This window comes from Aeromicrobium fastidiosum (assembly GCF_017876595.1).
GTDB classification, from domain to species: Bacteria; Actinomycetota; Actinomycetes; order Propionibacteriales; family Nocardioidaceae; genus Aeromicrobium; species Aeromicrobium fastidiosum.
On record NZ_JAGIOG010000001.1, the window covers coordinates 2,699,874 to 2,718,714 of the forward strand.

16 protein-coding genes are annotated in these 18,841 nt (G+C 69.8%); 13 read left to right on the top strand and 3 right to left on the bottom strand.

Annotated elements, in window-relative coordinates:
• Positions 1-49: 49 nt before the first annotated feature.
• The 6 genes from JOF40_RS13385 (at position 50) to rlmN (ending at position 9,559) form a co-directional block, all read left to right on the top strand.
• Entirely contained in the window at positions 50-3,358 is a 3,309-nt protein-coding gene (locus tag JOF40_RS13385; protein ID WP_129184696.1) for a transglutaminase family protein, read from the top strand.
• Positions 3,355-5,811 carry a circularly permuted type 2 ATP-grasp protein gene (locus JOF40_RS13390; RefSeq protein WP_129184694.1) on the top strand — a complete coding sequence of 819 codons (2,457 nt, stop codon included), beginning with the start codon at positions 3,355-3,357 and terminating at the stop codon, positions 5,809-5,811. The genes JOF40_RS13385 and JOF40_RS13390 overlap by 4 nt, the downstream gene beginning before the upstream one ends.
• On the top strand, positions 5,808-6,689 hold the full coding sequence (locus tag JOF40_RS13395) for a transglutaminase family protein (protein ID WP_129184692.1): 882 nt from the start codon (positions 5,808-5,810) through the stop codon (positions 6,687-6,689). The genes JOF40_RS13390 and JOF40_RS13395 overlap by 4 nt, the downstream gene beginning before the upstream one ends.
• Positions 6,690-6,752: 63 nt before the next feature.
• The gene (locus JOF40_RS13400) at positions 6,753-7,238 is read left to right on the top strand and encodes a hypothetical protein (RefSeq protein ID WP_129184690.1); all 486 of its coding nucleotides are present in this window, start codon (positions 6,753-6,755) and stop codon (positions 7,236-7,238) included.
• Between the two features lie 55 nt (positions 7,239-7,293).
• Positions 7,294-8,277: a zinc-binding metallopeptidase family protein gene (locus JOF40_RS13405; protein ID WP_129184688.1), complete on the top strand. Its 984-nt coding sequence runs from the start codon at positions 7,294-7,296 to the stop codon at positions 8,275-8,277.
• A gap of 154 nt (positions 8,278-8,431) precedes the next feature.
• The gene (rlmN, locus tag JOF40_RS13410; RefSeq protein ID WP_246152867.1) at positions 8,432-9,559 is read left to right on the top strand and encodes a dual-specificity RNA methyltransferase RlmN; all 1,128 of its coding nucleotides are present in this window, start codon (positions 8,432-8,434) and stop codon (positions 9,557-9,559) included.
• Here the strand turns inward: rlmN and JOF40_RS13415 are convergent, their stop codons facing one another.
• Entirely contained in the window at positions 9,560-10,018 is a 459-nt protein-coding gene (locus tag JOF40_RS13415; RefSeq protein ID WP_129184684.1) for a hypothetical protein, read from the bottom strand.
• Positions 10,019-10,067: 49 nt separating this feature from the next.
• Between JOF40_RS13415 and JOF40_RS13420 the strand changes: the two genes are divergently transcribed.
• Entirely contained in the window at positions 10,068-10,868 is an 801-nt protein-coding gene (locus JOF40_RS13420) for an HAD family hydrolase (protein WP_245343138.1), read from the top strand.
• A gap of 127 nt (positions 10,869-10,995) precedes the next feature.
• On the opposite strand, the gene JOF40_RS13425 is transcribed toward JOF40_RS13420, so the two are convergent.
• Entirely contained in the window at positions 10,996-12,711 is a 1,716-nt protein-coding gene (locus JOF40_RS13425) for a TIGR03767 family metallophosphoesterase (RefSeq protein WP_129184682.1), read from the bottom strand.
• Between the two features lie 97 nt (positions 12,712-12,808).
• On the opposite strand from JOF40_RS13425, the gene JOF40_RS13430 reads away from it, so the two are divergent.
• A complete protein-coding gene (locus JOF40_RS13430; protein ID WP_129184680.1) occupies positions 12,809-13,528 on the top strand; it encodes an enoyl-CoA hydratase in 720 nt (239 codons plus the stop codon).
• The gene (locus tag JOF40_RS13435; protein ID WP_129184678.1) at positions 13,528-13,983 is read left to right on the top strand and encodes an AMP-binding protein; all 456 of its coding nucleotides are present in this window, start codon (positions 13,528-13,530) and stop codon (positions 13,981-13,983) included. Before JOF40_RS13430 ends, JOF40_RS13435 begins: the two co-directional genes overlap by 1 nt.
• Positions 13,984-14,096: 113 nt before the next feature.
• On the opposite strand, the gene JOF40_RS13440 is transcribed toward JOF40_RS13435, so the two are convergent.
• Positions 14,097-14,576 carry an Lrp/AsnC family transcriptional regulator gene (locus JOF40_RS13440; protein ID WP_188111857.1) on the bottom strand — a complete coding sequence of 160 codons (480 nt, stop codon included), beginning with the start codon at positions 14,574-14,576 and terminating at the stop codon, positions 14,097-14,099.
• A gap of 154 nt (positions 14,577-14,730) precedes the next feature.
• Here JOF40_RS13440 and JOF40_RS13445 point away from each other — a divergent pair, with 154 nt between their 5' ends.
• The 4 genes from JOF40_RS13445 to JOF40_RS13460 are packed head-to-tail and all read left to right on the top strand — an operon-like array spanning position 14,731 to position 18,770.
• Entirely contained in the window at positions 14,731-15,894 is a 1,164-nt protein-coding gene (locus JOF40_RS13445; RefSeq protein ID WP_129184674.1) for an ABC transporter substrate-binding protein, read from the top strand.
• Complete coding sequence (locus JOF40_RS13450) at positions 15,878-17,041, top strand: ABC transporter ATP-binding protein (RefSeq protein WP_129184672.1); 1,164 nt, start codon at positions 15,878-15,880, stop codon at positions 17,039-17,041. The genes JOF40_RS13445 and JOF40_RS13450 overlap by 17 nt, the downstream gene beginning before the upstream one ends.
• Positions 17,041-17,952, top strand: coding sequence for an ABC transporter permease (locus JOF40_RS13455; RefSeq protein ID WP_129184670.1), 912 nt, complete (start codon positions 17,041-17,043; stop codon positions 17,950-17,952). Before JOF40_RS13450 ends, JOF40_RS13455 begins: the two co-directional genes overlap by 1 nt.
• A complete protein-coding gene (locus JOF40_RS13460; protein ID WP_129184668.1) occupies positions 17,949-18,770 on the top strand; it encodes an ABC transporter permease in 822 nt (273 codons plus the stop codon). Before JOF40_RS13455 ends, JOF40_RS13460 begins: the two co-directional genes overlap by 4 nt.
• Positions 18,771-18,841: the final 71 nt, after the last annotated feature.

An 18,841-nucleotide genomic window follows, 5' to 3' on the forward strand; every position in this document is an offset into this window, starting at 1 on the left:
GCGCGGGCCGGTTACCTGGTTGTCATCGGGACCGGGCACCCTTGGAGGCATGTCGATCAAGGTCGCTCTCGAGCACAGGACCACCTACTCCTTCGACCGGCCGGTCGAGCTGGGCCCCCATGTCGTGCGCCTGCGGCCGGCCCCGCACAGCCGCACGCCGGTCGAGGCGTACTCGCTGACCGTGAGCCCGGCGAACCACTTCGTCAACTGGCAGCAGGACCCGTTCGGCAATTGGTTGGCCCGGCTCGTGTTCCCCGAGAAGGTCTCGACCCTCGACATCACGGTGGGCCTGGTCGCCGACATGGTCGTGGTCAATCCCTTCGACTTCTTCATCGAGGAGTACGCCGAGACGTATCCATTCTCTTACGAGGCCTCGCTGGCCGCCGACCTCGCGCCGTACCTCCGCCCGGTGGGCGAGGACGGCTCCGACGTGCCCGGCCCGCTCGTGACCGAGTTCCGTGCCCAGCTCCCGGAGCTGCCGGCCGAGGGCATGGCGATGGTGCCCTTCCTGGTGCAGCTCAACGCCGCGGTCTACCGCGCCGTCGGCTACTCCGTCCGCATGGAGGCCGGTGTCCAGAGCCCTGACGAGACGCTGCAGCGCGGCATCGGCTCGTGCCGCGACAGCTCGTGGCTGCTGGTCTCGCTGCTGCGGCAGTACGGCCTCGCCGCCCGCTTCGTGTCGGGCTACCTGGTGCAGCTGGCGTCCGACACCGAGGCGATCGACGGGCCGAGCGGTCCGACCGAGGACTTCACCGACCTGCACGCCTGGGCCGAGGTGTTCGTGCCGGGGGCAGGCTGGATCGGTCTCGACCCGACGTCGTCGCTGTTCGCCGGCGAGGGCCACATCCCGCTCTCGGCGACTCCCCACCCGTCGTCGGCCGCTCCCATCTCCGGGACGCTGATGGAGCGGGCCGAGGTCGACTTCTCGTTCCACAACACGGTCAGCCGCGTCCACGAGGACCCGCGGGTCACCAAGCCGTACACCGACGCGCAGTGGCAGCGCATCGACGCGCTCGGCGAGGGCATCGACCTGCGCCTGGCCGCCGGTGACGTCCGGCTGACGCAGGGCGGCGAGCCGACGTTCGTGGGCCTCGACGACGTGACGTCCGAGCAGTGGAACACCCAGGCCGACGGTCCGGAGAAGCGCGTCAAGGCCAGCGAGCTGGCCGAGCGGCTGCGCGCGGTCTATGCGGGCGGCGGCCTCGTCCACCGCGGTGAGGGCAAGTGGTACCCGGGCGAGGAGCTGCCCCGCTGGCAGATCTCGCTGCAGTGGCGGGACGACGGCGAGACGCTGTGGTCCGATCCCACGCTGCTGGCCGATCCGTGGGACGAGTCCGCCGCCGACGCGGACGCCCCTGCGCGGGCGGAGTCGCTGGGGCGCGAGATCACGCGGCTGCTGGGTCTGCCGGACGGCCAGCTGCGCCCGGCCTACGAGGATCCGTTGACCGAGCTGGTCAACGAGCTGCGCCAGCCGGACGGCGACCGTCCCGGTCTCGACCCGCAGCGCGCCGACGGCACCGTCGCCGCGGCCCTCGACGCCGAGGTCGTCGACCCGACCGGCTGGGTGCTGCCGCTCGTGACCGGCGAGGAGTGGACGAGCCCCGACTGGTCGCTGCGCCGCGGACGCATCGTGCTGCTGCCGGGGACGTCCGCGGTCGGCCTGCGCCTGCCGCTGAGCTCGATCACGTGGCACGATCCGCGGGCGTCCGGCGACCCGTCGTACCTCGAGGCCGGCCCACGACTCGATCCGCGCATCCCCGCGGTGCCCGTCGTCGCGGCCGACGACCAGCCGACCACGGCGCTCACGGTCGAGGCCCGTCACGGCTTCGTCCACGTCTTCCTGCCACCGACGGAGCGCCTCGAGGACTACTCCGACCTGCTGCACGTCATCGACGTCGCCGCGACGTCGCTGGGTCAGCGGCTCGTCATCGAGGGCTACGGCCCTCCGCCCGACGCACGCCTCACGCAGCTCGTCGTCGCGAGCGACCCGGGCGTCATCGAGGTCAACGTGCAGCCGACGTCGTCGTGGTCGGAGCTGCGCGACCTCACGACGACGCTGTACGACATCGCGCGTCATGCCCGCCTCACGACCGAGAAGTTCGACCTCGACGGCGCGCACACCGGCACGGGCGGCGGCAACCACATCACGCTGGGCGGCCACGAGCCGGCCGCCTCGCCGCTGCTGCGCCGTCCCGACCTGCTCACGAGCCTCATGACCTACTGGCAGCGTCACCCGTCGCTGTCGTACCTGTTCTCGGGCCGGTTCATCGGCCCGACGAGCCAGGCGCCGCGCTTCGACGAGGGACGTCCCGAGTCGCTGTACGAGGCCGAGATCGCCTTCCAGGAGATCGACCGGCTCACCGACGAGACCGACGAGCCCCGTCCGTGGCTCGTCGACCGCGCGCTGCGCCACCTGCTGACCGACCTGACCGGCAACACCCACCGGGCCGAGTTCTGCATCGACAAGATGTACAGCCCCGACTCGTCGCGCGGACGTCTCGGGCTGCTCGAGCTGCGGGGCTTCGAGATGCCTCCCCACGCCCAGATGGCGATGGTGCAGTCGCTGCTGGTGCGCTCGCTCGTCACGATGTTCTGGGAGAAGCCGCACCGTGCGCCGCTGGTGCGCTGGGGCACAGCACTGCATGAGGACTTCCTGCTGCCGCAGGGCGCCATCCGCGACATCGCCGCCGTCGTGGCCGATCTGCGCCAGCACGGCATCGACTTCGAGGCGTCGTGGCTCGACCCGTTCACCGAGTTCCGCTTCCCCCGCATCGGCCTCGCACGGGCCGGCCACGGCATCGAGCTCGAGCTGCGGTCGGCGATCGAGCCGTGGCACGTGCTGGGGGAGGAGGCGACGTCCGGCGGCATGGCCCGCTACGTCGACTCGTCGGTCGAGCGGTTGCAGGTCACGGTGCGCGGGATCCTGCCGCACGAGCACCTCGTGACGTGCCAAGGTGTTCCCGTGCCTCTGACTGCGACGGGTGTGGCCGGCGAGTACTTCGCAGGCGTCCGCTACCGCGCCTGGCAGCCGCCGTCGGCCCTGCACCCCTCGATCGAGGTGCACGCGCCGCTGCGCTTCGACGTCGTCGACATCGCCTCGGGCACGTCGGTCGGCGGAGCCACCTACCACGTCGTCCACCCCGGCGGACGCGCCCACGAGCGTCCGCCGATCAACGCCCGCGAGGCGGAGGCACGTCGCTCGAGCCGCTTCGAGCCGTTCGGCCACACGCCGGGACGCCTCGACGTCGCGGCGATGCAGGAGGCCGGCCGCCGTGCCGCGAGCGCGGAGTACCCGCACACCCTCGACCTGCGCCGCACCGTGCCGCCCGGCACGACCGGCGGGGCGGGACGGCGGTGACGGCCCTCCGCGACTACTCCGCAGCGGTCACGCAGCCGACGCTCACCGGCGAGCCGCCACGCTTCGACGAGGTCGTGGCCCCCGACGGCGGGCTGCGTCCCGGCTGGCGGATGCTCGCCGAGAGCGCCGTGCAGCTGACCGAGGCCGATCTGCGTCGCGTCGGCGGAGACATCCAGCGGTTCCTCGCCAACGACGGCGTGACGTACACGCCGCCCGAGGAGGACCCGGGGCCATGGCGGCTCGACCCCGTCCCGCTGGTGGTCGAGGCCGCCGAGTGGTCGTCGCTCGAGGTCGGGCTCGCGCAGCGCACCGAGCTGCTCAACGCGATCCTGGTCGACCTCTACGGCCCGCAGCGGCTGCTCTCGAGCGGCGTGCTGCCGCCGGCCGTCGTGTTCGCGCACCAGGGATTCCTGCGCGTCTCGGCGCGGGCCTCGGCCGCCGACCCCCAACCGTTGCTGCTCGCCGCGGCCGACCTCGGACGCAGCGCGTCGGGGGAGTGGCAGGTGCTCGCCGATCGCGCGCAGGCACCGTCCGGCATCGGCTACGCGATGGAGAACCGGCGCGTCATCTCCCGCGTCATGCCCGAGCTGTACCGCCAGGCGGGGCTGCACCGCATGGCCCCGTTCTTCCAGGCGCTGCGCGCGACCCTGATCGACTCGGCACCGGGGCACGCGCCCAACCCTCGCGTCGTCGTCCTGTCGCCGGGCACGCACTCCGAGACCGCGTACGACCAGGCATTCGTGGCCTCCAGCCTGGGCTTCCCGCTCGTCGAGGGCAGCGATCTCGTGATGCGCGAGGGCGCGGTGTGGATGCGGGTGTTCGGACGGCTCGAGCGTGTCGACGTCATCCTGCGGCGCGTCGACGCGGCCTGGAGCGACTCGCTCGAGCTGCGCAAGGGATCGCAGCTCGGCGTCGCCGGGCTGTCCGAGGCGGTCCGGCGCGGCAACGTCCGGGTCGTCAACGGCCTGGGCGCGGGAGTGCTCGAGAACCCCGGCATGCTGCCGTACCTCTCGGCGATGTGCGAGCTGCTGCTCGACGAGCCGCTGCGGCTGCGGTCGGTGCAGACCTACTGGACCGGCGACCCGAGGTCGATGGCGTACGTCCTCGACCACCTCGACGGGCTGGCCGTCAAGACGATCGACGGTGCGGTCGACCTCGAGCACCACAGCCGCGACGAGCTCGCCGCGCTGGTGCGTGCCGAGCCGCACCGCTACGTGGGGCAGGAGCTGCTGCCGTTGTCGCAGGCCCCGACGCTCGACCGCCGGGGCCTGTCGCCGCAGTCGGTCACGCTGCGCACGTTCACGCTGCGCTACGGCTCGACGTACCGTCCGCTGATCGGTGGGCTCGCGAGCGTCCGGTCCGAGCTGCGCCTGCCGTCGAGCAAGGACGTGTGGGTGCTCAAGGAGCGTCCCGAGGATCCCGACCAGGGCCTGGTCGACGTGTTGCCGCTGACCAACGTCCGGGCACCCGCGGCGATGGTGCCGCGCGTGCTCGAGGACATGTTCTGGTTCGGCCGCTACGCCGAGCGCGCCGAGGACATGCTGCGCCTCGTGCTGACGGCCCACGCCAGTGCCGAGGACTTCCGGTCGCGGCCCCACACGGCCGGCGGGGCGAGCCTGTCGGTGCTGATGTCGGCGATCGCACGGCTCAGCGGATCGCGCTTCGGCCCCGACGCCCTCGACGACAACTTCCGCTCGCTGCTGCTCGACCCGCACCGTCCCGGCTCCGTCGCCCAGTCGATCGGAGCCCTGCGCGACGCGGCCCAGAGCGTCCGCGACCAGCTGTCACCCGACACGTGGCAGGCCTTCAGCTCGACCGAGCGGGCCTCGTCGAACCTGTCGGCGTACCACTACAGCCACCAGGTGGCCGAGAGCGCGGGGCAGATGCTGACCGGCATCCTGTCGCTGCAGGGCGTCACGGCCAACATGATGCGCGATCCGGGCTGGCGGATGATCTGCACGGGACGCGCTGTCGAGCGCGGCCTGCAGCTGTGCCACCTGCTGAGCGCCACGACGACCGTCCGCCGGGGCCTCGACATCGACCGTGACGTGCACAACGCCGTGCTGGCAGCGGCCGAGAGCGCCGTGACGCACCGCCGCCGCTACCGCGGCTACGTCCGGCTGACCAGCGTGCTCGAGCTGCTGCTGACCGATGTCGAGAACCCCCGCTCCCTGGCGTCCGGCATCGAGGAGATGCGCCAGCAGCTCGCCGCGATGCCGGAGTCGACGGGCTCGACGCGTCCTGAGCGGTTGCTCGACGACCTCGCCGAGGAGCTCGACCGCGCCGACCTGGCGACGCTCGCGGCCATCGAGGGGGAGCGTCGCCCCAACCTCGAGCAGTTCCTGACGGGCTGCATCGGGCAGCTGACCCGCCTGTCCGACGCGGTCGGCGACCTGCACTTCGCGGCGGGCCCGGTGCCCCGCTCCTTCGGCTTCGCGACGGTGACGGAGTGAGCACGCGCCGCTACCGGGTCTCGCACCGCACGACGTACTCGTATGACGAGGACGTCACCGACAGCCTCGGCATCGCCTATCTCGTGCCGCGCGAGCTGCCGTGGCAGAGGGTCGTGTCGCGCGAGCTGACCGTCGCGCCGTCGCCGCTCGACCAGTCCGAGGACGTCGACTACTACGGCAACACCGCGACCTACTTCCAGGTCACCGAGCCCCATCAGGTGCTCGACATCCTGGCGGTGAGCGAGGTCGAGGCGGGGGCACCGCAGCACAGCGACGCCGCGCTGGCCGTGCCGTGGGAGCAGGCGCGACCGGCCCACCGTCCCGACGTCGCCGACGCGTGGCGCGCCCACGACTTCGCCCTCGCCTCGTCGCTGGCCGACCAGACGCCGGAGGCCCACGCCTACGCGGCCGAGTCGCTGCGCCCCGGCCGGCCCGTGGGCGACGCAGTCGTCGAGGTCATGCACCGCATCCACGACGACTTCGCGTACGACAAGACCGCGACGACCGTGACGACGACGGTCGACGACATCTTCGACAAGCGTGCGGGGGTGTGCCAGGACTTCGCCCACCTGACGCTGGCCTGCCTGCGCTCGCACGGCCTGGCCGTCCGGTACGTCAGCGGCTACCTCGCGACGACCCCGCCGCCCGGCAAGGAGCGCATCGTCGGCGCGGACGCGACGCACGCCTGGGCCGCGGTCTGGATACCCGGCGACGGCTGGCTGACGGTCGACCCGACCAACGACCAGCTCGTCAACGACCGCTACGTCACCGTCGCGTGGGGACGCGACTACGCCGACGTCCCTCCCGTCAAGGGTGTCATCTTCACCGAGGCCAAGACCTCGACCCTGCGCGTCGAGGTCGACGTCGCGCCGCTGTGAGTCGGGTGCTGTGACCTGCGCATCTCAGCGGGCGGGATCGCATCGGACTGCGAGAATCGACGGGTGACCGACACGCAGCCCGAGCCCACCGATCCGACGGCTGCGCCCGTCACCACGCCCGAGCGGCGGCGGGGCAGGCGAGTGGCGATGGTCGCAGCCGTCGCCGTCGTCGTCGCCGGGGCGGCCACCGCCGTCGTGCTCACGACGTCGGACGGCGGGTCCGACCCCGTCCAGGCCGTCCAGGACTACGACGCGGTGTTCAAACAGAAGGACTGCGACGGCTTCAACGACCTCACGACCCGCAGCTTCCGCACCGAGCTGGGCCTGACGTCGTGCGCGAAGTTCGACGTCAACGCCAAGGACGCGTCGATCGCCTCCTTCCGGCTGACGGTGCGATCGTCCGACGTCCGCGACGACACGGCGTCGGTGCGCACCGAGGAGACGTTCTCGAGCGAGGCCGGCAAGCAGACCGTCAAGCTCGTCTACGCGCTGGTCAAGGACGACGGCGTCTGGTTGGTCGACGGGATCACGGCCGACAAGGGCGTGTGACGCGGCACGCGGCTGCAGCGCTCGCCCTTCCGCGAGACCCTGACAGACTTGTGCGGTGAAGGCCTTCTCCTGCCGCGTGTGCGGCAACGCCCTGTACTTCGAGAACTCGATCTGCGTCTCGTGCAAGACCAACCTCGGGTTCTCGCGCTCCGAGCGAGCGATCGTCCCGGTCGACACCAAGGGGCAGTACGTCGACGCCGACGGCGACATCTGGCACGTCTGCAAGAACCTCAACCTGTCGGGCTGCACGTGGCTCACGGAGTTCCCGGGCGGCTACTGCTTCAGCTGCGGCCTGACGCGCACGCGCCCCAGCGACGCCGACGTCGTCGGGCTCAAGGAGTTCAAGGTCGCCGAGGAGGCCAAGCGCCGGCTCGTCGTCGAGCTCGACACGCTGGGCTTCCCGATCGTCACGCGCGCCGAGGACCCCGACAACGGTCTCGCCTTCGACCTGCTGTCGAGCGTCGACGAGGACGTGACGACCGGGCACGAGAGCGGCATCATCACGCTCGACCTGGCCGAGAGCGACGACGCGCACCGCGAGAAGGTGCGGGTCAGGCTCGACGAGCCCTACCGGACGATGCTCGGCCACTTCAGGCACGAGGTCGGCCACTACATCGAGTGGCAGCACGTGCGCGGCGACAACATCATGCGCGCCCGCGAGCTCTTCGGCAACGAGGAGGAGAGCTACGCCGACGCGATCCAGCGGCACTACTCCGAGGGCCCGCCGGCAGGCTGGGAGAAGAACTACATCAGCATGTACGCCACGATGCACCCCTTCGAGGACTTCGCCGAGACGTTCGCGCACTACATGCACATCTGCGACACGATCGAGACCGCATCGGCGTTCGGCCTCGCGACCGTCGCCTCGCCGCAGGACTTCACCTCGTTCCGCGATCTCGTGATCGGCGTCTGGATCCCGTTGAGCATCGCGCTCAACCAGATCAACCGCAGCATGGGCAAGGGCGCGCTCTACCCGTTCGTGATTCCCACCCCGGTGCTCGAGAAGCTCCAGTTCGTCGCAGACCTGCCCCGCGGCTGACCCCCGCCCGGGATCGCCGAGTGCTGCGTCCTGGCCGTTCTGGGACGGCGTGTCTGACCACGATGCAGCACTCGGGACCCGGAACGCACCACTCGCGGTGCCGCTGCAACCGGACGATTCGGGAGATGGGGCCCTGAATGCGAGAATGGACGACGTGTCTTCCGTCAACCCGAACCCGCTGCCGCTCGTCTTCGAGCAGAAGCGCGGACGCCTCAAGCCCCCGCGCCACCTCGCCGACCTGAGCGCCGAGGAGCGCACTGCAGCGGCCGAGGCGATGGGCGAGCCCGCGTTCCGGGTGAAGCAGGTCGCCAATCACTACTACTCGCGGCTCGAGCGCGATCCGGCGCAGATGACCGATCTGCCGGCCGCGAGCCGTGACCGCATCGTCGAGACCCTGCTGCCGACGCTGCTCAACCCCGTCCGCACGATGGAGGCCGACAAGGGCACGACGGTCAAGAGCCTCTGGAAGCTCTTCGACGGTGCCCTCGTCGAGTCGGTCCTGATGCGCTACACCGACCGCGCGACGATCTGCGTGTCGAGCCAGGCCGGCTGCGGCATGGCGTGCCCCTTCTGCGCCACCGGCCAAGGCGGCCTCGAGCGCAACATGAGCACCGCCGAGATCGTCGACCAGGTCGTCGACGCGGCCGGCAAGATGGCCCGTGGCGAGGTCGCGGGCGGCCCGGGACGTCTGTCCAACGTCGTGTTCATGGGCATGGGCGAGCCGATGGCCAACTACAAGGCCGTCATCGGCGCGGTGCGTCGCATGGTCGCCCCGGCACCCGACGGCCTCGGCATGTCGGCCCGCAACATCACGGTCAGCACGGTGGGCCTCGTGCCCCGCATGAAGCAGCTCGCCGACGAGGGCATCCCCGTCACGCTGGCGCTGTCGCTGCACGCTCCTGACGACGAGCTGCGCAACGAGCTCGTGCCGATCAACACCCGCTGGTCGGTCAACGAGGCCGTCGAGGCCGCGTGGGAGTACGCCCGCAAGACCGGGCGACGCGTGTCGATCGAGTACGCCATGATCAAGGACATCAACGACCAGGCGTGGCGCGCAGACCTGCTGGGCGACGTCCTGCAGTCGTACGGCGACTGGGGCTGGGTGCACGTCAACCTCATCCCGCTCAACCCGACGCCCGGTTCGATGTGGACCGCGTCGCGGCCCGAGGACGAGCGCGAGTTCGTGCGGCGACTGATCGCCAAGGGCGTCCCGACGACGGTCCGCGACACCCGCGGCAGCGACATCGACGGTGCCTGCGGGCAGCTGGCAGCCGCGGAGTAGCTAGAGCAGGACGCGCACGGCCCCGACGTAGAGACCTGCGGCGGCGGCGAACATGCCGATCATCAGCGCGGCCTTGACCCCCGCGGGCCACGTGCGCCGCACGAAGGTGGCATTGGTCGCCATCGCCGCCGCACCGGCCACTCCGCCGAGAAGGCCGCCGAGCACCAGCAGCACCGGTAGCGCCGACAAGATCTTCAGCACGACTGGCGTGGCTGGTCCCATCGGGTAGCCGGCACCGTCCACCACCAAGGTCGGATGCGCTTGCAGGTAGCCGAGCGCCCCCTTGATCGTGGCCTCGACCGGACCCGACGTGCCGGGCAACGTCACCCGATTCCTCTGCATCCGGTTGCGGCTGGACACCCTGCGTCCGTCCACCACGAAGGTGTACCCAGACCAGAACGAGTACTCGGCCGTCACCGGCCCGGCCACGCCGGGGATGACGACGGGGGCAGATGTCATGGACGCATCGTGGCAGATCGAGCGGGTCGCACGACGGACGACTACAGTCATGAGCCTCATGCCGTCCCGCCCCCGCGTCGTCGCGACCGATCTGGACGGGACGCTGCTGCGGTCGGACGGCTCGCTGTCGAGCCGCACGCGCGAGGCGATCGTCGCTGCCGAGGCGGCCGGCGTCCCGACGTTGTTCGTGACGGCACGCCCACCGCGATGGCTCGACGAGCTCGCCGACGCCGTCGGGGGTCACGGGGTCGCGATCTGCGGCAACGGCGCGTTCGTCTACGACCTGGTGCGGCGTAAGGTCACGGCGTCGCGGGGTCATGACCCGCACGTCATGGCGCAGGTCGTGGCCGATCTGCGCGAGGCGCTGCCCGGCGTGACGTTCGCGGTCGAGCGCGCCGACGGCATGGGACGCGAGGACGTCTACGCGTACCCCGTCGAGCACAGCGCCGTGACCGTGGTCGGTGAGCTCACGGCACCCATGTCCCCGCCCGTCGGCAAGCTGCTGGCCCGCAGCCCCGGGATCGACCCCGACGAGTTCCTGCGCGTGGTCGAGGAGGTCGTGGGTACTCGCGTCGAGCTCGGCTTCTCCGGCGCGATCGGGCTGGCCGAGATGACCGCAGCAGGGGTCACCAAGGCCAGCGGCCTGGCCGCGTGGTGCGAGGAGCAGGGCATCGAGGCGGCCGACGTGTGGGCGTGCGGCGACATGCCCAACGACCTGCCGATGCTCGAGTGGGCCGGTCGCGCCCATGCCGTGGCCAACGCGCACGCCGACGTGCTGGCCGTCGCCGACGTCGTCATCGCCTCCAACGACGACGACGGCGTGGCGCAGCTGCTCGAGTCCCTGCTCTGACCCGCCGGGGACGTCATCACGTCAGTACCTGCGTTGCCGCCACGGTGATGACGTCCGCCAGGTGGTCCCGGGACGTCATCACGTCAGTACCTGCGTTGCCGCAACGGTGATGACGTCCGCGGCGGGATCAGGCGATGGGGTTCGGCAGCAGCAGCTCGGTGTTGCGGTCGTCGACGGCACCCTCCTGGGCAGCCGATCGCTGCTGCGGGTCGTTGGCCGACAGCTCTCGGGCCAGCGCCGCCAGGTGCACGGAGTCGGCGAACGTCCCGCCGTGCGATGCCGGCCCCGCGTGGTCGAGCATCGTCGTGAAGATCGACAGCGTCCCGTCGTGGTTGTCGGCCAGCTCGATGAGCCGGGACTGCTGTGGGAAGTCGACGTGCGACGCGGTGTTGATCTCCCAGAACCCGCTCGTGCCGTCGGCGCTGCGGTGGGCCGTGATCTCGTTGCGGTGCGTGTGGCCGTTGACCCAGGCCACGACGTTGCGGCTCGCCAGCAGCGTCGCCACGACGGCGTCGCCGAGCACACGGGGGTTGAGGTCGAGCCCCGTCACGACGAGGGGGTTTGTCATGGTCTTCGACGTGTGGTGGCTGAAGACGAACACGTACCTGTCGGTCGACGCCGCGAGGAGTGCCGTGAGCCACTCGTGCTGCGGCTTGTCGAGTGAGCCGTCGGCGTACCCGTTGGGGTTGACACTGTCGAGCACGATGCACCGCACGGGGCCGCGGTCGAAGCTGTAGTAGGCGGTCTTCCTCTGCCGGTTGGTCGCCGTGAAGCCGTGGCCGACGGGGGAGCCGGACGTCTTGAAGTGCTCCTCGACGACCTGGCCGCGGGTCAGCGTGCGGCGCTGCGCATCGGCGCTGACGAGCGTCGCTGACGTCAGCGAGACCGCTCCCAGCAGCGTGCCGGCGTTCGCCGTCGCGAGGCTCGCGATGACGTCCGCCTGCGACAGCCCCGGGGGCAGGGCGGTGGCCTTGAGCGGGCCGGTCGCCAGGATCGACAGCGGGAGGGTGTGCGGGAAGTTGCCCTGCACGAGACCGTCGTGATTGCCGAACACCGAGTACCACGGGATGTCGAGTCCCTGCGGCTCGAACGACCGGCGCGCTGCGTCGAGCAGCCCGGGCACCCGCGGGAAGCCGAAGCGGGACGTGTAGATGTCCTCGGTGCCGCCTGCCTTGCGAGGGCCTTCGGGGTGCCAGTAGTGCGCGTCCCAGACCTTGGTGTCGGCGACGCCCTCGTACGCGGTGCGGCTGCCCGAGTCGGGGGTGATGCGCTCGCCGTCGAGCACGTCGATGTTCCAGCGCACCTCGTTGTACTGGCAGTTGTCGGAGTTGTCGCCGGTCTGGATCGCGAAGGCGAGTTGCTGGCCCGTCACGGGCCCGCGACCCACGCGGTTGACCGAGCGCACCATCGAGTCGGCGATCTGCGGGGTGAGCATCTCCTGCGGTCGATAGCTGGACGACAGCAGGCCGCCGAGCGTCGGCGCACCGCCGTACGAGTCGTCCAACCGGTCGACGTACTCGACCCGCGCGGGTGACTGGGCGTCGATGATGTGGACGTCGGTGAGGTGCGCGAAGCTCAGCACGGGAGTCCGGCTGGTGGCGCGCGCGGCACCCGGTGCTGCGCCCAGCTCGTCGCGGACGGTGTGCGGCTCGCCGCCCGTCGACACGACCGGCGTGTAGCCGCCCGCACCGGCCGGCCCCCGGCGGTAGCAGCTGTCGAGGGTCGTGTGCTGGGGTGCGACGACGCCCGGCGCGGCCCAGCCCGTCCCCGGGCGGACGCCGACGGCGGCGACACCGCCCATCACGGCTCCGGTGCGGATGAGGGTGCGGCGGCTGATCGTCATGCTGGTGTAACGAGCCTCACACCGCGTGGGTTACCCCCGGGTCATATGTCTCCCGGCTCGGCGGGGCGATAGCGTGAGGACGACCCCGAGGAGAACCATGATCGCCACTTCCCGTGACGGCCACGTCGCCGTCGTCGAGCTCCAGCGCGAGGACCGCCGCAACGCCCTCGACCTGGCCCTGTGCACCGCGGTCCACGAAGCGGCCGACACCGCCGTCGCCGACGGGGCGCGGGTCATCGTCGTGACCGGCAAGGGCTCCGCGTTCTGCTCCGGTGCCGATCTGGGGGGTGTCTACGGGCCCGACTTCCTGCAGGGGCTCTACGGGATGCTGCGCCGCCTGACCCAGCTCCCGGTGCCGCTGATCGCGGCGGTCAACGGGCCGGCCATCGGTGCCGGCACGCAGCTGGCGATGGCGTGCGACCTGCGGGTCGCGGACGAGACGGCGAAGTTCGCGGTGCCGACCGCGCGCAACGGCCTGGCGGTCGACGCGTGGACGATCCGCACGCTCAGCGAGCTCGCCGGGGCGGGACGCGCGAGGCGGCTCATGCTGGCGGCCGAGTCGCTCGACCGCGACGAAGCGCTGGCGTGCGGGCTCGCCGACCGTCCGGGCACCGTGGCCGACGCGATCGCGTGGGCGCACGAGATCGCCGAGTTCGCGCCGCTGGCGCTGGCGCACAACAAGCTGGTGCTGAACGGTTCGTCGGCCGACGACGAGGCGATCGGGCGCAGCTTCGCCGACGTCTGGGCCAGCGACGACGTGCAGGAGGCCGCTCTGGCCCGCACCGAGCGTCGTGCGCCGGTCTTCAGGGGGGCGTGATGACTAGTCTGGTCTTCCGCATCCTCGACTGGCACGTGGTCTCCGGCCTGGCCGACGACCTCGCGGTCTCCGACGCCCGCGGCACGGTCTCGTACGCGCAGCTGCTGCACGAGTCGGCCTGCATCGCGGCGGGCCTGCGCCACATGGGCGTCGAGCCGGGCACGCCTGTCGTCCTCGACGGCCTCCATGGACGCGACCTGGTCACGTCGGTGCTGGCGTGCGCGCGCATCGGCGCGGTGCCGGCCGACACGGCGGCGTTCCGCCTGGCAGGCACCCCGCCGGTCCTGCACGCGCCGAGCACCGAGGTGACCTGGGACGTCCTCGACAAGGCGGGCCGCACCGAACCTGCCGCGGCCCCGGAGCACGACGACGAGGGCTACGAAGAACACCTGCGCACCACCTACAAGGACATCATCGAAACCCTGGAACGAGGCGGAACCATCACGGAGGTCTGAGACCGCCCCCCGATCATGGGTCGACCGAGCGAAGCGAGGGAGACAGGCGTGCTGGCGAAGCCAGCCAGACGCGAGGAACGAGCGGCTGACCGGGAGGCGCGAGGAACGAGCGCCTAACGGACGCCCCAGGCATACGTCTGCTTCTCCAGCCGCAGGTACACGAACGTCTCGGTGGAGACGACGCGGTCGAGTGCGCTGACCTGGGTGGAGATGATGTCGAGCAGCTCGTCGTCGCTCTCGGCGACGATCTCGGCGAGGATGTCGAAGCGTCCCGTGGTGACGACGATGTAGTCGAGCTGGTGCATCGTGGCGAGCTCGGCGGCGACCTCGCGGATGTTGCCGCTGACCTTGATGCCGATCATGGCCTGGCGGGCGAAGCCCATCTGCAGGGGGTCGGTGACGGCGACGACCTGCATGACGCCGCTCTCGATGAGCTTCTGCACGCGGTGGCGCACGGCGGCCTCGGACAGGCCGACGTCCTTGGCGATCGCCGAGTAGGACAGGCGGCCGTCGTCCTGGAGCAGCTCGATGATGCGCTTCGCGGTGTCGTCGAGACTCTGCGCCCGGGGGTGGACGGGCTTCCGGTCGGTCATGACGGCCATTGTGCCGCACGAGCGATCGTGTGCCGGCTGCCACGTGGTAGGTCAACGATTTCGAAAGCGAAACACAGTCTTAACGCCGGAATCCCTTGTGCTGGTCGCCGGATGTTGCGAGTATGCGTGAACACGGGAGAAGTGAGGGTGACGCATGGCGGGTGTCGACCGACGGACGGTCCTGAAGGGCGTGGGCGGTGCTGCGGCGCTGGGACTCAGCGGGGTGGCGCTCAAGTACGGCTTCAACACCGGCGACCAGTCCCAGGACCCGACGAAGCTGATGGCCAAGGATCGTTCTGCGACGGACAAGATGCTGATCGTCTCGAACTGGCCCGAGTACATCGACGAGGACGACGGCGACTACGTGTCGACGTTGACGCAGTTCGAGAAGGACACCGGCATCTCGGTGCGGTACACCCCGGACATCAATGACAACAACGAGTTCTTCGCCAAGGTCAAGAACCAGCTGGGGTCCGGCACGTCGTCGAAGCGGGACATCTTCGCGCTGACCGACTGGATGGCGGCCCGGATGATCCAGGTGGGCTGGATCCAGAAGCTCGACGCCGCCAAGGTGCCGAACCTGCACGCCAACATCATCGACTCGCTGAAGTCGCCGGAGTGGGACCCGAAGCGTGACTACTCCGCACCGTGGCAGAGCGGTCTGACCGGCATCGCCTACAACAAGGCCAAGGTCGGCGAGATCAAGTCGTTCGAGGAGATGCTGACCCGCAAGGACCTCAAGGGACGCATCTCGCTGCTGACCGAGATGCGCGACACGATGGGCTTCCTGCTGATGATCGGCGGCGGCGATCCCGAGAACTTCACCGACGACGAGTGGCAGGACGCCGTCGACCTGCTCAAGAAGACGCGCAGCGACGGCCAGGTGCGCTCGTTCACGGGCAACGAGTACGTCCAGGACCTCGCCGCGGGCAACATCCTGGCGTGCGAGGCGTGGTCGGGCGACATCGCCAATGCGGGCGACGACAACCTCGTCTGGATCCCGCCGGAGGAGGGGATCATGATCTGGGCCGACAACATGATGGTGCCCAATCTCGCGGACCACCAAGACAACGCCGAGCAGTGGATCAACTACTACTACGAGCCCGAGGTCGCGGCGAAGCTCGCCGCCTACAACAGCTACATCTGTCCTGTGAAGGGTGCGCAGGAGGCGATGGAGAAGGTCGATCCCGACCAGGTCGACAACGAGCTGATCTTTCCGACAGACGAGACGCTGTCGCAGACCCACCGCTTCATGGCCCTCGATGAGGCCACGATGCGAACCTACGAAGGGGACTACGCCGATGTCACAGGTGCATGAGGGAGCGGCGACGCCGACCGGATCGGCGTCGAGCGGGGCACGCGACCTGAGGCTCTCGGGTCTGACCAAGGAGTACGCGACGTTCACCGCCGTCAAGGCGCTCGACCTCGTCGTGCCGCAGGGCGAGTTCTTCGCGTTGCTGGGCCCGTCGGGCTGCGGCAAGACCACGACCTTGCGGATGGTCGCGGGCCTCGACGTCCCGACGTCCGGAACCATCCACCTCGGCGACACCGAGATCACGTACGAGAAGCCGTACCGCCGCCCGGTCAACACGGTCTTCCAGAACTACGCCCTGTTCCCGCACCTCGACATCGCGAAGAACGTCGCGTTCGGGCTCGAGCGCCGCGGCATCAAGAACACCAAGCAGCAGGTCGCCGACATGCTCGAGCTGGTCGAGCTGACGTCGCAGGCGCACAAGAAGCCGACCCAGATGTCGGGCGGCCAGCAGCAGCGCGTCGCGCTAGCCCGGGCCCTGATCAACAAGCCCGAGGTGCTCCTGCTCGACGAGCCGCTCGGTGCCCTCGACCTCAAGCTGCGCCGCGGCATGCAGCTCGAGCTCAAGCGCATCCAGACCGAGGTGGGGCTGACGTTCGTGCACGTCACGCACGACCAGGAGGAGGCCATGACGATGGCCGACACCATCGCGGTCATGAACCAGGGCGTCATCGAGCAGATGGGTGCCCCGAGCGAGCTGTACGAGAACCCGCGTACGACGTTCGTCGCCAACTTCCTCGGGCAGTCCAACCTGATCGCCGGCGAGATCGAGGGCCGCGAGGGCGACCACGTCAAGGTCCGGGTGCAGGGTGCCGTCGCGTCGGTCCCGGGCGACCGGGCGCACTCCGACTCCGGCAAGGGCTGGCTGGGCATCCGCCCCGAGAAGGTCCTGATCGCCGAGGCCGGGCAGCCGATCGACGCTCCCGGCGACGTCATCACGGGCGGCTACGTCACCGATGTCAGCTTCGTGGGCGTCAGCACGCAGTACTCCGTCATGATGCCGTGGGGCCAGGAGCTGACGGTGTTCGAGCAAAACACGGGCGCCCGGTCGATGCTCCCGGTCGGCACCAAGGTCGACATCTCGTGGCGTCCGGAGTTCGCCTTCCTGCTCGATGCGAGCCAGGACGCCAAGGCCGGGATCGAGGACGACTAGTGGCGACCCTGGACGATGTCGCTGCCCCGCAACGGCGGACCAAGCGCAAGCTCACGGGCTACTGGCTGATCCTGCCCGGTGCCCTGTGGCTGCTGGTCTTCTTCGTCATCCCGTTCTACTCGCTCGTCGCGTCGAGCCTGTTCGACCCCGACGGGTCGGTGCTCACGGGCTACGACATGACGTGGCACTTCGGCAACTACTGGGACGCGTTCAACCAGTACAAGGGCCAGCTCGGACGATCGCTGCTGTACGCGGGGATCGCGACGGCCGTGTGCCTCGTGGTCGGCTACGTGCTGGCCTACGCCATCGCCTTCAAGGCCGGACGCTGGAAGAACCTCATGCTGGTGCTGGTCATCGCGCCGTTCTTCACGAGCTTCCTGCTGCGCACCCTGTCGTGGAAGCTCATCCTCGCCGATGACGGCTGGGTCGTGGGTGTCGCGCAGGCCATCCACCTGACCGACGCGCTCAACATCGTCGGCCTCACGACGACCGACGACCGTCTGCTCGCGACGCCGTTCGCGGTCATCGCGGGCCTGACCTACAACTTCCTGCCGTTCATGGTGCTGCCGTTGTACGCGAGCCTCGAGAAGGTCGACTTCCGGCTGATCGAGGCCGCCGGCGACCTGTACGCCTCGCCCATGCGCGGGTTCTTCAAGGTCACGTTCCCGCTGTCGCTGCCCGGTGTCGTCGCGGGGACGCTGCTGACGTTCATCCCGGCGGCCGGCGACTACGTCAACGCCCAGCTGCTCGGCAGCACCAACACCAAGATGATCGGCAACTCGATCCAGAGCCTGTTCACGACGCAGCTCGACTACGCCACGGCCGGTGCGCTGTCGGTGATCCTGATGGTCATCATCGTCGCGGCCGTCATGGCCTATGTCCGCACCGCAGGAACGGAGGAGCTCGTATGAACGGGTTGCGTACGGCTCGCCGATGGATCGGCGACCACCTGGTGCTGGGGCTCGGTCTGCTGGTGCTGGCCTACACGTTCGTCCCCATCGCGATCGTGGTGCTGATGAGCTTCAACGACAGCAGCAAGCAGCGCAACGTCTACAAGTTCCAGAAGTTCACGTGGGACAACTGGCTGCACCCGGGCAGCTGGGCCGACGGCATGGCCGACTCGGTCTGGCTGAGCATCCGCATCGCCCTGCTCGCGACGCTCGTCGCCACGATCCTCGGCACGCTGGCGGCGTTCGCCCTCGTCCGTCACCGGTTCGCGGGACGCTCGACGGCCAACCTGATCATCTTCCTGCCGATGGCGTCGCCGGAGATCGTGATGGGCTCGTCGCTGCTGGCGCTGTTCGTGTCGCGTGGCTTCCCGCTCGGGTTCTGGACGATCCTGATCGCCCACATCATGTTCTGCCTGTCCTTCGTGATCGTCACGGTCAAGGCCAGGCTCAGTGGCCTCAACGACAACCTCGAGCAGGCCGCGATGGACCTGTACGCCACGGAGTCGCAGACCTTCTGGCGGGTCACGTTCCCGCTCGTGCTCCCCGGCATCGTCGGAGCGGCGCTGCTGGCGTTCTCGCTGTCGTTCGACGACTTCATCATCACGAACCTCAACTCCGGCCAGGAGGTGACCTTCCCGATGTTCGTCTACGGCGCCAACCAGCGTGGCGTGCCGATGGAGGTCAACGTCATCGGCACCGCGATGTTCGTCATCTCGATCGCGATCGTGCTGGGCAACGAGATCATGCGACGTCGCCAGGAGAAGGCCCTCGCCGCCTGACGGTGACAGCAGAACGCCCCTTGAGCTTTTCGAAAGGGCCCTTTCGACAAGCTCAAGGGGCGGAACGCCGA

Excerpts from the sequence above, each read along its gene's own strand:
- JOF40_RS13385 (WP_129184696.1), top strand. The coding sequence starts at position 50 with ATGTCGATCAAGGTCGCTCTCGAGCACAGGACCACCTACTCCTTCGAC.
- JOF40_RS13415 (WP_129184684.1), bottom strand. The coding sequence starts at position 10,018 with ATGACATCTGCCCCCGTCGTCATCCCCGGCGTGGCCGGGCCGGTGACG.
- JOF40_RS13420 (WP_245343138.1), top strand. The coding sequence starts at position 10,068 with ATGAGCCTCATGCCGTCCCGCCCCCGCGTCGTCGCGACCGATCTGGAC.
- JOF40_RS13425 (WP_129184682.1), bottom strand. The coding sequence starts at position 12,711 with ATGACGATCAGCCGCCGCACCCTCATCCGCACCGGAGCCGTGATGGGC.
- JOF40_RS13430 (WP_129184680.1), top strand. The coding sequence starts at position 12,809 with ATGATCGCCACTTCCCGTGACGGCCACGTCGCCGTCGTCGAGCTCCAG.
- JOF40_RS13435 (WP_129184678.1), top strand. The coding sequence starts at position 13,528 with ATGACTAGTCTGGTCTTCCGCATCCTCGACTGGCACGTGGTCTCCGGC.
- JOF40_RS13440 (WP_188111857.1), bottom strand. The coding sequence starts at position 14,576 with ATGACCGACCGGAAGCCCGTCCACCCCCGGGCGCAGAGTCTCGACGAC.
- JOF40_RS13445 (WP_129184674.1), top strand. The coding sequence starts at position 14,731 with ATGGCGGGTGTCGACCGACGGACGGTCCTGAAGGGCGTGGGCGGTGCT.
- JOF40_RS13450 (WP_129184672.1), top strand. The coding sequence starts at position 15,878 with ATGTCACAGGTGCATGAGGGAGCGGCGACGCCGACCGGATCGGCGTCG.
- JOF40_RS13460 (WP_129184668.1), top strand. The coding sequence starts at position 17,949 with ATGAACGGGTTGCGTACGGCTCGCCGATGGATCGGCGACCACCTGGTG.